This window comes from Ensifer sp. BR816, from assembly GCF_000378985.1.
In the GTDB taxonomy this organism is placed as follows: domain Bacteria; phylum Pseudomonadota; class Alphaproteobacteria; order Rhizobiales; family Rhizobiaceae; genus Sinorhizobium.
On record NZ_KB905372.1, the window covers coordinates 1 to 12,073 of the forward strand.

The window sequence follows — 12,073 nt, forward strand, 5'->3', positions numbered from 1 at the left end:
GGTGGCGCGGCCCGGCTTCGACCGTCTGGTCGCTTGGCTCTGCGCGGGTAAGGTCGGGGCCGTCCTGTGCTTCGACGCGTCGAGGCTCGCGCGCATCTGCTGAGCGTGGCGCGTTCCTTCGTCAACCACTCGCGCATCTCATCGAACAGCGGCTTGCTCTTCTGTTGCCGCACAGCCAGTCGTTCTTCAGCGCTCAAACCGTTGATCTGGCGCTCGATTTCGAACAACTCGTCATAGCGCTTGACGGCTTCCAATGCGATCGGCGAGATCGGCTTGCCTTTGCGCTTGTGATCCCGAGCATTTTTCTGGATATCGGCCAGGGCAAAGAATTTCCGACGCGCATGCGCATGGCAAAAGGCAAAGGTGATCGGAACCGTCTTTGTCGCGGCGACAGCGAGCGGCTCGAAGCCATTGTAGCAGTCGCTCTGTAGAATGCCGCCATACGCGGCCAAGTGCCTCTGCGGATGCTCGCCGCGCCGATCACTCGACGCATAATAGATCGCCGCCGGCGCAGCCGCTCCCCCGAACGGCTGGTCGTCCCGGATGTAGCTCCATATTCGCCCGGTTACGCATTTGCCCTTGGCCTGGATCGGGATGGTCGTGTCGTCACCATGCAATCGCTCGGCCCCGAAGACATGCTTCTCGATCAGGTCGTAGACCGGCATGAGGGCCGCCGTTCCAAATCCGACCTGATCGGCCAGCGTCGAGGTCGACAGGTCTATGCCCTCACATTTGAACCTTGTGCTCTGGCGGTTCAGCGGACTGTGCATCCCAAATTTGTCGAAGACGATCGTCGCCAGCAGATGCGGACCAATGAAGCCGCGCGGCGTCGCATGGAACGGTGCTGGCGCCTGGCTGATCGCCTCGCAATCGCGGCAGGTAAATTTCTCCCGAACCGTCTCGATCACCTTGAAGCGGCGCGGTATCTCCTCCAGTGTCTCGTTGACATCCTCGCCCAGCTTCGACAGGCGCGAGCCGCCGCAGCAAGCACAGATGGTCGGGGGATCGATCACCACGCGCTCGCGCTCGGCATCCTCCGGCCAGGGTTTGCGCACCGGCCGTTTGCGTGCGAACGAACGCACACTCGACGTTCTGGCGGCAGCAGCCTTGGCCGCCACTTCATCCTCGGTCGCGGCCATCACGAGTTCTTCGAGCTGTAATTCCATCTGGTCGATCAGACGCGCCGTGCGCTCGGATCTCTGACCGCGCAGTTCGCGCCGGAGCTTTTCGATCGCCAGTTCCAGACTGACGATCAGCGCCTCACTGTCCGACAGCATGGCCTGCACATTGGCGGCCTGCGCCACCGCGATGTCCCGCTCGGCGACGACCGTGTCGCGCTCGGCGGCAACGACATCACGTTCAGCCTGCAGCATCTCACGCTCGGAAAGCAGCGCCAGATAGGCGCTCGCGAGGTCCGCAGGGAGATCCACAGGCTTCGATATCATGAAGCCATTCGATCAGATTCACCCAATATTTTCAATGCAATAATGCTACCCGACCCGTGTCGGACGAAAGGTTTCCTGCGGATGGCGCCAATCAATTCCGGACAACAAATAAGAAAGCTGCGCAGGCGATATCGCGATCGCGCCACCTTCTGCAGACGGCCAGACGAACCGGCCGCGCTCCAACTTTTTTGTAAAAAGGCAGCTCCCCTGGCCGTCACTCCAGATCACTTTTATCAGCGATCCGCTGCGACCGCGGAACACAAATAGATTGCCGTCCAGAGGGTTCAGTTTCAGCACCTCCTGCACCCGCAACGCAAGGGATGGAAACCCACACCGCATGTCGGTATGGCCCGTTGCAATCCACACCCGCACATTTTGACCGGAAGGAAGCGTGATCACCGCAACGTCTCCAGCCCCCGCATGATCCGCAGCAGCGCCTCAACGTCGACGCTGCCGTCCACGACCACACGACGGCCATTCGCCGCAACAATCTCCATGCGGCCGGAAGGAGATGCCACCGGATGCTCCATCGCAGCAGGTGGAGTGACCTGCTTCACCGGCACAAAAGTTTCCGGCATCACGAACGCCGGCACAAAACCGTCGGTTTGTTTCTGGCTGTGCAAACCCTGGCGTACCGATTTGCGCCAACGGTTCAACAGGGAACGGCTGATGCCGTACTCACGAGCCGTGGCCGACGCACGGCCTCTCCCCGCAAAGCTTTCTGCGACAATCCGCAGCTTCTCATCCTCAGTAAAGCGACGCCGCCGACCGGTGTTGATCACCTCAAGACGGCTCACCCGAGACCCGCTGTCTCCTTCAAAAATCTCCATGTTGGCAACTGTCCTTATGCATGGGAATAAGGACAGGGTCTGAACAGTTTTACTCAATATTCATAGGCGGTCTCGCTCGGACGGATACGTTGTACAAGGATCATCGGCGTGTGCAAATTTTGCCCAGATCCCTCAATGCCTCCCAAGGCAACTTGGCTGTCGTCCGACATGGTTCGGCGGCAGCCATTTTTTATACCGGAGAAGCAAGGTCAGAGGCATGGAACTACGCAATAGATCCATGGAGGACCGATGGATCTTCGTAATCACCGAACTCGGCGGCGGGGTACGGCGACTGCCCACAACGGCAGATTGGCCGCCTCTGGTGGATCCGCATCCTTGTTTCGAGCGCGTCCAGTTCGTCGAAGCCGGTTTGCCCGGTTTGCGCGGCAGGGTGAGATATGGGCTGCGGTTTTCGCCTTTGACCTCTTCGATGCAGCCGGGCGCCGCACCGGGATGGAATGATCTATCTCGGGTGCCTGCACGGGTACGTACATCGCGGGAGCGTCATCGTCTCTTCCGGTTGCGGAGGGACATTCTCAGTAGGTAACTAGACCGTATGTTCGCCTGAGTTGAAGGTGGCCCGCCCCGCAGTAAGTAGAAACGGGGGTTGCTCTGGATTGGCCGGAGCCGAGCCCCATACTTAGGAGGCGAGCCGTGGAAGAGTATAGCGACGTTTTTGTTGGATTGGATGTGAGCGCCACGAACACCCCACCTTTTCTTGTTTCGCTTGAGGCTTGAGGATCTGCCCTTTGATTTGGAAGGGCAGATTGGATGGACGACGAGAACGATAGTGCCATGCTCAGAGCCAGGTTTGAAGCCAGGCACCAGGACAGCTACCGCCGGGTTGAAGTGATCACTGGTGAACGTCGGCGACGGGACTGGTTGCCGGAAGAGAAAGACGAGATACTGCTGGCATGTGCCGAGCCCGGTGTGAACATCTCGGGGGTGGCGCGCCGGTATGGTGTCAATCGCGGCCTCCTGAACAAGTGGCGGAAGGCTGCGGGTCTGCCGGTCGGCAGGCGTGGCGGTAGAGGACTGGATGTTCCGGTTTTCGTTCCGGTGACGATTTCGGACGAAGTGGTTGAGGCGCAGAGCGTCGACAGCAGGTCCGATGTTGATACGAGCCGCATCGAGATCGAGCTTGGCGGCGGGCGGATTGTCATGAGCGGCAATGTCGCTCCAGAGCTGGCGCAAGCGGTGGTGTCGGCGCTGCGGGGCAAGCGGTGATCGGTGCGTCGAGGGGACTTCGGATCATGGTGGCGACGCAGCCGATCGATTTCCGGCGCGGTATGAACGGCCTCGTCGCTTTGGTGGCGGCTGCACTTGCTGCCGATCCCTATTTATGTGCCGGGCGAGATTATGTGGCGGAGCCGCGAAGACGGCTGCCGAAGCCTGCCAAATCTGGAATCCTCCGCCACATAATATTCAGATGCTGTTCAGCAGTTGCAGCACGGCGTCATCTGGTCGGAAACGGACCCCAAGATCGCCGGAGACTCCAGCCTTCTCGAGACCTTTGCGCATCATCTCGACATCGGCGGCGGCATAGCGATGGGTTGTGGCGACCTGTGCGTGCCCGAGCCAGGCTTGGATTGTCAAAAGGTCCACGCCCGACTGCAGAAGCATCATGGCAAGTGAGTGTCGGAAGATGTGCGGCGATATAGGCTTGTGGGCCAATGCGGGCCGAATGGTCACAGCTTGGACCGCCGCACGCCGCACGATATGGGTTGCTCCGAAGCGCGTCAGCCGCTCTTGGCGGGCGCCGATAAAGATCGGTCGCGGCTCGTGGTTCGCGATTCCATGCTCGGCCAACAAGGCCGTCAGTGCTCTCGCAAGATCCTGAGGGATGGGGATGACACGGTCTCTGCGCCCTTTGCCGCGCAGCAGCACTTGCGGGTGCGACCGCTCCAACTGAAGGTCGTTTGCGTTGACGCCGATAGCTTCGGAGACCCGCGCGCCGGTCCGAGCCAGGAACAGTAGAAACGTACGGTCACGCCGACCACGGGACGTCCTTGGATTGGGTGCGGCAATGACGGCGTCCACTTCGGCCTTGGTGAGGTGGTGCGTCACCTCGATGTGCGCCCGTTTTATGGGAATCGTCAGCACGCGTTGGGCGACACCGAAGGACGCCGGGTCGGCGGTTGCGACATGGTGGAAGAAAGATCGTATCGCCGCAAGACGGGCATTGCGCGTGGCGACGGAGTTGTTTCGCTTCTCTTCGAGTTCGTCGAGAAAGGCGAGAACGAGGTCTCGATCGAGATCTTCGAGCGCCAACGCCGCCGGCTTCTTCCGCAGCCGGGCGGCGGCAAAGAGGATCAGCATGCGCAAGGCGTCGCGATAGCTGGCCACGGTCGCGGGAGTGGCGTTGCGTTGTTTGGTCAAGCGCCGGCGAAAGTAGGACTCCAAGAGCGGCGCCAGGAGTAGGTGTTCACTCATGCTGCGCCTCCGTCGAGGAAGGCGCGCTCCGCTGCCATGGCGAGAAGATCCACCGAGCCAGTGAGGTAGTAGGCTGTGTCGCTGTAGCTGGCGTGGCCGAGATAGGTGGCGAGTAACGGGAGCAGCGCCTGGACGTTGGCGCGCTGTTGATGCCAAAGGCCCAGGCGGGTCACGGCAAACCGGTGCCTCAGATCGTGCGGCCGCAACGGTTTGCCGTCATCAAGGGCAGCGATCTTGCGGACCTGAGCAAATCCGCTTTGCAAGCCAGTCGCCGAGAGGCGGTTACCACGAGAGCTGAGGAAAAAGGCCTGGTCCTTGGGACTGGGAAAAGCGGCATCGCGCTCACGGGCATAGCGACGAAGCGCTGTTTGGGTCGTCGTGTGAACCGGAACGAGACGATCCTTGCGGAACTTCGTCTTCCGCACGAGGAGAACTCCGTTGGTCAGATCGACGTCGGAACGATCAAGCCTGACCACTTCGCCCGATCGCAGTCCCGAGCTTGCTAACAGTCCGATCAGCATCGCCATCGTCCGCCCCCTGAGAGGGATATCTGGAGAAATGCGGGCGCATGCGTCGATGAGCGACGCCAACTCTGCCTCGCTGAGGATACGCGGAGGCGGAATCGCCCTGGATCTGGGGAAGACTCTACGCTCCAAGGCCTCGGTTTGGGCATCATAGACGGCGAGATATTCGTAGAATCGGCGGAGCACGCCGTGACGAGTGGCGCGGCTGTTGGCAGCGCCGCCGAACGACAGGACGAAGTCCAGCGCCATCGTCCGGGTGGCGGGCGCATCGAATTGAGCGCGTTCAACGTAGCTGACGAAAGCCCGCAACGTGCCGGCTTGTTTGCTGAAAGAGTAGCCGAGCGAGTGGCGCAGTTCGATGTAACGCTCAGCCTTCTCGCCGAGGAATAGGGCAAAGGCGGTCATGCCGCGCCTCCCGGAAAGGGGAGTGCGACCTCGGCGAGCTGCGAGGTCGCAACCTTTACGTAAAGCGCCGTTGTGTTGATGCTCCGGTGGCCAAGAAGATCGGCGATCTCGTTGATTGGCCTTCGCTGCCCGACAAGCTGGGTGGCGAGGCTGTGGCGCAGGAGATGTGCACCTGCGACCCGCCCGAGTTCGACCCCGCCATGCCGCAACCGCTTCCGCACGATTCTTGAAATAGGCGCCGCAAACTTGAACGGTCCCACCGGCGGCGTGAACGACAGGAGCAGATACGGACTGTCCACTTTTGGTCTAGCGCGCAGGATGTAATCGGCGAGTGCGGCGCCGGTCTCTTCAAGGAGTGGCACCACCCGATCACGCTTGCCCTTGGTGCGCCGGACAAAAACCTCGCCAGTACGCCAGTCGATGTCCCGCAGCCGAATGGCGCGTAACTCGCCGTTGCGAATGCCCGTGGTGGCGAGCAGCAGCAGGATGGCTCGATCGCGGATATCGACCGACGTCGTTGCGCCGATCGCATCGATTGCGCGCCGAACGTCACCCCATGCAAGGCGCGGCGGCAGATGCGCCAAACGCCAATAGGGCGTCCTCGGGACGATGCGGGCAAGATCTTGGTGATGGTGGCCAGCCCAACATAAAAACCGAAGAAATGTTCGAATGTGAGAAGTCGCTGCCGTGCGGGTGCCGGAGGTCGCCGATAGCGACAGTCGATGCTCGACAGCAGCGAGCACGTGCTCAGCTGTCAACGCCTCAAGGTCTTGGCCGGGGTGACGCTGGCGGACCCAATCCAGAAAGCGTCGGCCGCCCAGAAGAACACCTTCGCGGGTCTTCGGCTCCAGGCCCCGTACTCTGCGCAGATAGTCCGAGAAGGAGGCCAGAAGCAGAGCATCCGGGTCAGCCCCTTCACTTGGAACGGAAATAATGAATCGTTCCGGAGCCACTCGCCGTGCGTGTGCCAGAGCCGATACTGCCCCGATGCGCGGAGTATCCGTAGTAAACGAGCCCAAATAGCTGTCGATGACATCTTGATGGATTGGCATCAGGCCACAGCGCGTCGCGGCAAACTGGCTAAAACGCGCAATCCGGCTCAGGTAAATCTTGGCGGACGCTCGCTTATAACCGACCGTGAAGAAATGCTCCGCGAGGCGATCCATCTCGCCACCGAGCGCACCGCTCCGCAGTCGTTTGAGTACCCCACGATACGAAAAATAGAAGTCGAGCATCCTGCCCCTCCAGCATTGCGGCGCAGGGGGATCCCGCGTCCGTCAGAGAGGCATGAAATATTATGTGGCGGAGGATTCCAGATTTGGCAGGCTTCGGCAGCCGTCTTCGCGGCTCCGCCACATAATCTCGCCCGGCACATAAGAACGGTTGGACTAACCCGCTCCGCTACGCCGGAGCGGGAAGGAGGTCAGGTATTCAGTAGGAGCCCCAACTGCGAGAGGATGGGACGGCTGTTTAGCAGCCATTCCATCCGACAGAGGAGCTCGTCATGACCCCACTTCGCCAGCGCATGAGCGAGGACATGCAGGTGCGCAATTTTTCGCTCAATACCCAGCTCTCGTATCTGCGGCAGGTGTCGCTGTTTGCACGATACTTCGGCAAAGCGCCGGACTTGCTCGGCCGCGAGGATATTCGAACCTATCAGGTCTATCTGGCCAACGAGAAGAAGCTGGCGCCTAACTCAATCCATATCGCCATTTCGGCGTTGCGCTTTTTCTTCAGCGTCACGCTCGAGAGGGATTGGGTGCCTGCAGAGGTCTTGCCGCTGCCCAAGAAGCCGCAGAAGCTGCCGATCATCCTCAGTCCGGATGAAGTGCAGCACTTTCTCGGCTGCGTGGCCGATCTCAAACACCATGCCATCCTGACGACGTGCTATGCCGCCGGCCTGCGCATTTCGGAAGCGGTGCAGCTGAAGCCCACGGACATCGACAGCCGGAGAATGGTCGTCCGTGTCGAGCAGGGCAAAGGCCAGAAGGACCGCTATGTGATGCTGTCGCCGAAGCTCCTGGAGATCCTGCGCGATTATTGGAGGATGCGGCGGCCAGAGGCGTGGCTTTTTCCCGGAGATCGCGCCGGCCACCCGATCAGCCGGCATGCAGTCGGGCAAGCCTGCGAGAAAGCGCACGATCTCTCCCGCTTGTCCAAACCGGTGACACCGCACAGCTTGAGACATGCCTTCGCCGTTCATCTCCTGGAGGCCGGCGCCGACGTGCGCACCATCCAATTGCTGCTCGGTCACCGCAGCCTGGCGACCACCGCCCACTACCTGCGCATCGCCACCAACAAGGTCTGCGCCACCTCCAGCCCCCTCGAGCTTTTGCCCCGTCCAGCGCCCACCCCGCCGCCGCCCGCCAAGCCTGAGTATTTCTGAGCTCCCGATGGCCCGTTCGGGGCCGGAAGTGGCGGATATCTTCCGCCGCTACGGCGAGGCCTATCGTGCCCAGCACACATCGCTGTCGACCGCTCAGCGCCGTGTCATGACGGCGATCGAGCTGTGTCGGACTGCCGCGCTCGGTGGGCACGTCGAAGCGTGCGATCAATGCGGCCACCGGCGCATCGCCTTCAACAGCTGCCGCGACAGGCATTGTCCCCGCTGCCAATCGCTGGCCCGGGCGCAATGGCTGGAGGATCGACGCGCCGAGCTGCTCGACACCCAGTACTTTCACGTCGTCTTCACGCTGCCGGAGGCTATTGCCGCCATCGCCTATCAGAACAAGGCGCTCGTCTACGGGCTACTCTTCCGCGCCACCGCCGAGACGCTGCGCACCATCGCCGCCGATCCCAAACATCTCGGCGCCGAGATCGGCTTCTTCGCCGTTCTGCACACCTGGGGGCAAAATCTGCTGCACCATCCGCACCTGCACTGCGTCGTCCCGGGGGGCGGATTCTCGCCGGACGGCACGCGATGGATCGCCTGCAAGCCGGGCTTCTTCCTGCCGGTCCGGGTGCTCTCGCGCCTGTTCCGACGCCTGTTCCTGGAGCACCTGGAGAAGGCCTTCAACGCCGGCAAGCTGCAGTTCTTCTCCGACTTACAGGCCTTGAGCGACCGCAACGCTTTCCGGCGCTATCTGGCGCCGCTGCGAAAGGTCGACTGGGTGGTTTACGCCAAGCCGCCGTTCGCCGGGCCCGAACAGGTGCTCGATTACGTTGGCCGCTACACGCACCGCGTCGCCATCTCCAACAACCGCCTCGTCGATATCGAGGATGGCGCGGTGCGCTTCCGCTGGAAGGATTATCGGCACGGCGATCGGCAAAAGGTCATGACCGTCTCCGCCGACGAATTCATCCGCCGCTTTCTGTTACATGTCCTGCCCGAGGGCTTCCACCGGATCCGCTATTACGGCTTCCTCGGCAACCGCTACCGCGAGCAAAAGCTTGCCCATTGCCGCGACCTGCTCGGCATGCCGGTACCAGAGCCATCACAGAGCCAGGCTCCGAAGGACTATCGCGACCGCTACGAGGAACTTACCGGCTGTTCCCTCAGGCAATGCCCGGCCTGTCGCCAAGGGCAGATGATCACCATCGAGACCTTCGACGGCGTCAGCGGACCGCCGCGATGCTGGGACACGTCATGAAAGAAGCACGCCGATGTCATCGTCACCGTCGCATCGTTCCGCCGGAAACCGGTCGGTCCCAAGCAGGTGCGTACCGTCGCGCCCACCAGCCCCTCCCGGCAGGCTACAGCGGTCATCGTTACCCTTTTCCACTCTGGAATCGGCGCTGCTTTCGCCTACGGCGTTCCCGCAGCCGCTGCGTCAACACCGCCCGATGATGCCCTTCCGGGGAGGGGGCATGATTCAATCCCCATAGAACCCTGGTCGCGCCCGCGGCTCAGTCCAACACGTTTTTAGCGCACCGTCGCTGTCGGGCTCGGTGCGCTCCTCAACGTCGATACCCGCGACGCCACGCTAAAAACGCTCTGCATTATGTGGCACGCCACATAACCGTTCTGCGGCGACGTTTTCGTTTTCCGGGCTAAACGTCGCGATCGGCTGCGCTGCATTTACTGGGACGGATCGGGCATGATTTTATCGACGAAGTGGCTGGAGAGCGGCAAGTTCGTCTTCCCGCCCGTAAAGGACGGCGCGATCTGCATGTCCCCGGAGGAATTTAATCTACTGGTTGCCGGGCTGGACTGGACACGGGTTCAGCAGAAGGCCGTAAAGCGGCCTACGAAAGCCGCTTGATCCCATTGTATTTGCTTGAAGATCCATGCCGGTATGGTAGGTTTCGGCATGTCTCTTCCAACCGATCAGCTTCCGCAGGATGTCGAGCAACTGAGCCGAATGGTTCTGGCTCGCGATGCCCGGATAGCCGACCTTCAGGAGGAAGTCGCCAGCCTCAAGCGGCTGATCCATGGCGCGAGATCGGAGATGCTTTCGACCATCGATCCGGCACAGGCGAGCTTTGATCTTGGCGATCTTTCGACTGTCCCGGTCGCCGCTAATGACGATCGACCGGACGGCGGCGAGCAAGGTTTGCGATGCAGGCCATCCGCGGCGCGCAATATCGGCTTTCTTCCCAAGCACCTGCCACGATACGACGTCGTCATTGAGCCGGAAAGTCGTACCTGCTCCTGTTGTGGAGGCGGCCTACATGGCATTGGCGAGACGACGAGCGAGGCGCTTGATGTCGTACCAGCCATCTTGCGCGTCAGACGGACCATTCGCCCTCGCTATGCCTGCCGGGCCTGCGAGAATGGTGTCTTGCAGGCACCTGCACCGGCACGCTTCATGGATGGCGGCATGGCGACGACAGCATTGGCCGCCCATATCGTCGTTTCCAAATTCGCCTGGCACCTGCCGCTCTATCGGCAGACACAGATCTTCGCAGGCTATGGCGTAAGCCTCGATCGTGGAACGCTCGGCATCTGGGTCGCCCGTGTTGCCTGGTGGCTCAAGCCCCTCTACGACAGGCTGCTGGCCTTCATTCGCTCACAGCCAAGGGTATTTTCCGACGAGACGCGGTTGCCACGGCTCGATCCGGGGCGAAAGCGAACGAAAGTCTGCCAGCTCTGGGCACAGGCCATCGATGACCGACCCTGGAATGGACCCGCCCCGCCGGCGGTCGGCTATATCTTCTCCGAGAGCCGCAGCGCTCGTGAGGCAGAGCGTCAGTTGGCGTCCTTCAACGGCGTTCTCCAGGTAGACGGATATACCGCATACAAGACCCTTGCCAGACATCGCGGCAAAAGCAATTCCAGTCCCCTGAGGCTGGCCTTCTGCCTGGCCCATGCCCGGCGCAAGTTCGTCGACGTAGTCAAGCTGACAGGGTCGCCGGAGGCGCTCACGATCGTCTCGATGCTGGCCGAGATCTATCGGATTGAACAGGAGATCAGGGGGCAAAGCGCCGAGGACCGTCAAAGCATCCGGCAGCGTCGTTCAGCCCCTGTCATGCGTGAGATAAGGACCCGCCTGCTTGAACTGAAGGACGACATCTCGACCCAGTCCGCCCTGGCCAAAGCCATCAATTATACGCTGACGCATTGGACGGGTCTCACCGCTTTCATCGACGACGGGACGATAGAGGTCGACTCCAACATTGTTGAGCGTTCGATGAAGTCCGTTGCCCTGACGAGAAAGAATTCGATGTTCGTGGGTAATGTGAAGGGTGGCGAGACCTTTGCGATCCTGGCCTCGCTCGTTAACTCCGCCAAACTGAACGGGCTCGATCCACACAACTGGCTTGCCGATGTTCTCGAACGGATCGTCTCGGGAAGCACCACGATCAACCAGCTCGATAGGCTGCTTCCCTGGAACTGGAAAGCAGAGCACCATCAGGTTGCCGCATGACAAAATCCACCCAGACCAGTTCCACCAGCCCGGCGCAGGCGGCAACAGCACGGCCGAAGCTTGACGATGAGGCATTCGAGGCCTTCATTCGCAGGCGGCGTCCTGCGGCGCCGGTGTGGAGCATGAGCGGGCTGGATGGCTATCTCACCGCGTTGATCATCGGGCCAAAGTTCATCAACCCCTATCAGTGGATACCCCTGTTCGCCGGTGAGGGCGCCATGGCCTTGCCAATGGAAACCACAGAGCACCAGGCCGTGCAGACGATCGTCGCCGAATATAACCGCATATCGGCAACCCTTGGGGAAAGGCCGGAAGAATATCGGCCACGCTTCAGTCACATCACCTACTCCCACGACAGCTTCGATTGGCACACCGGCTTTCTCCTCGGAACGGAATTCGCCCCCAGACTATGGAGTCCGGTCATCCGCGGCCATGCTGTGACCGGTGACATCATCGCTCCTATTCGCGCCCTCTGCGACGCCACAAAGATCACCCCGCCCGCCGAAATCATCCAGATCGCTGGTGCCGTCATCAAAATTCGTGACTACTTCATGCCGCGGCGCGCAAGGCAGAAGTTCTGAACCCGGCCTTCTTCAGACCACTGCAGATGTCAACGGAAATAGCCGTGG

The 12,073-nt window shown here is 61.1% G+C and carries 11 protein-coding genes and 2 pseudogenes; 7 read left to right on the top strand and 6 right to left on the bottom strand.

The features are described 5' to 3' along the window. The 3 genes from RHIBR816_RS35085 to RHIBR816_RS0132520 all read right to left on the bottom strand — a co-directional run. On the bottom strand, positions 1 to 1,445 hold a 1,445-nt coding region (locus RHIBR816_RS35085), incomplete at its 3' end, for an IS66 family transposase (protein ID WP_018240761.1). A gap of 45 nt (positions 1,446 to 1,490) precedes the next feature. Continuing rightward, complete coding sequence (gene tnpB / locus RHIBR816_RS36880; RefSeq protein WP_018240762.1) at positions 1,491 to 1,844, bottom strand: IS66 family insertion sequence element accessory protein TnpB; 354 nt, start codon at positions 1,842 to 1,844, stop codon at positions 1,491 to 1,493. Further along, a complete protein-coding gene (locus RHIBR816_RS0132520; RefSeq protein WP_018240763.1) occupies positions 1,841 to 2,275 on the bottom strand; it encodes a transposase in 435 nt (144 codons plus the stop codon). Before RHIBR816_RS0132520 ends, tnpB (RHIBR816_RS36880) begins: the two co-directional genes overlap by 4 nt. A 771-nt stretch (positions 2,276 to 3,046) precedes the next feature. Between RHIBR816_RS0132520 and RHIBR816_RS0132525 the strand changes: the two genes are divergently transcribed. Beyond that, entirely contained in the window at positions 3,047 to 3,502 is a 456-nt protein-coding gene (locus RHIBR816_RS0132525) for a transposase (RefSeq protein WP_018240764.1), read from the top strand. A 26-nt stretch (positions 3,503 to 3,528) separates the two neighbouring features. After that, positions 3,529 to 3,615: pseudogene (gene tnpB, locus RHIBR816_RS37820) on the top strand (IS66 family insertion sequence element accessory protein TnpB); the annotation flags it as partial. A gap of 85 nt (positions 3,616 to 3,700) precedes the next feature. Here tnpB (RHIBR816_RS37820) and RHIBR816_RS0132530 read toward each other — a convergent pair. Genes RHIBR816_RS0132530 through RHIBR816_RS36885 form a run of 3 tightly spaced genes read right to left on the bottom strand, consistent with a single transcriptional unit; the run spans position 3,701 to position 6,872 of the window. After that, entirely contained in the window at positions 3,701 to 4,708 is a 1,008-nt protein-coding gene (locus tag RHIBR816_RS0132530; RefSeq protein WP_018240765.1) for a tyrosine-type recombinase/integrase, read from the bottom strand. Continuing rightward, complete coding sequence (locus RHIBR816_RS0132535) at positions 4,705 to 5,637, bottom strand: tyrosine-type recombinase/integrase (protein WP_018240766.1); 933 nt, start codon at positions 5,635 to 5,637, stop codon at positions 4,705 to 4,707. The genes RHIBR816_RS0132530 and RHIBR816_RS0132535 overlap by 4 nt, the downstream gene beginning before the upstream one ends. Next, positions 5,634 to 6,872, bottom strand: a complete 1,239-nt coding sequence (locus tag RHIBR816_RS36885; RefSeq protein WP_026187690.1) for a site-specific integrase — start codon at positions 6,870 to 6,872, stop codon at positions 5,634 to 5,636. The genes RHIBR816_RS0132535 and RHIBR816_RS36885 overlap by 4 nt, the downstream gene beginning before the upstream one ends. 269 nt (positions 6,873 to 7,141) lie before the next feature. Between RHIBR816_RS36885 and RHIBR816_RS0132545 the strand changes: the two genes are divergently transcribed. The 5 genes and pseudogenes from RHIBR816_RS0132545 to RHIBR816_RS0132565 all read left to right on the top strand — a co-directional run bounded on the left by RHIBR816_RS0132545 (position 7,142) and on the right by RHIBR816_RS0132565 (position 12,025). Next, positions 7,142 to 8,023, top strand: coding sequence for a tyrosine-type recombinase/integrase (locus RHIBR816_RS0132545; protein ID WP_018240406.1), 882 nt, complete (start codon positions 7,142 to 7,144; stop codon positions 8,021 to 8,023). 7 nt (positions 8,024 to 8,030) lie between these two features. Beyond that, positions 8,031 to 9,227 carry an IS91 family transposase gene (locus tag RHIBR816_RS0132550; RefSeq protein WP_018240407.1) on the top strand — a complete coding sequence of 399 codons (1,197 nt, stop codon included), beginning with the start codon at positions 8,031 to 8,033 and terminating at the stop codon, positions 9,225 to 9,227. A 369-nt stretch (positions 9,228 to 9,596) separates the two neighbouring features. Then, positions 9,597 to 9,839, top strand: a pseudogene (tnpB, locus tag RHIBR816_RS35100) (IS66 family insertion sequence element accessory protein TnpB); the annotation flags it as partial. 48 nt (positions 9,840 to 9,887) lie between these two features. Continuing rightward, positions 9,888 to 11,444 carry an IS66 family transposase gene (locus tag RHIBR816_RS0132560; RefSeq protein ID WP_026187691.1) on the top strand — a complete coding sequence of 519 codons (1,557 nt, stop codon included), beginning with the start codon at positions 9,888 to 9,890 and terminating at the stop codon, positions 11,442 to 11,444. Beyond that, positions 11,441 to 12,025 carry a UPF0149 family protein gene (locus tag RHIBR816_RS0132565; protein WP_018240771.1) on the top strand — a complete coding sequence of 195 codons (585 nt, stop codon included), beginning with the start codon at positions 11,441 to 11,443 and terminating at the stop codon, positions 12,023 to 12,025. The genes RHIBR816_RS0132560 and RHIBR816_RS0132565 overlap by 4 nt, the downstream gene beginning before the upstream one ends. Positions 12,026 to 12,073 lie beyond the last annotated feature (48 nt).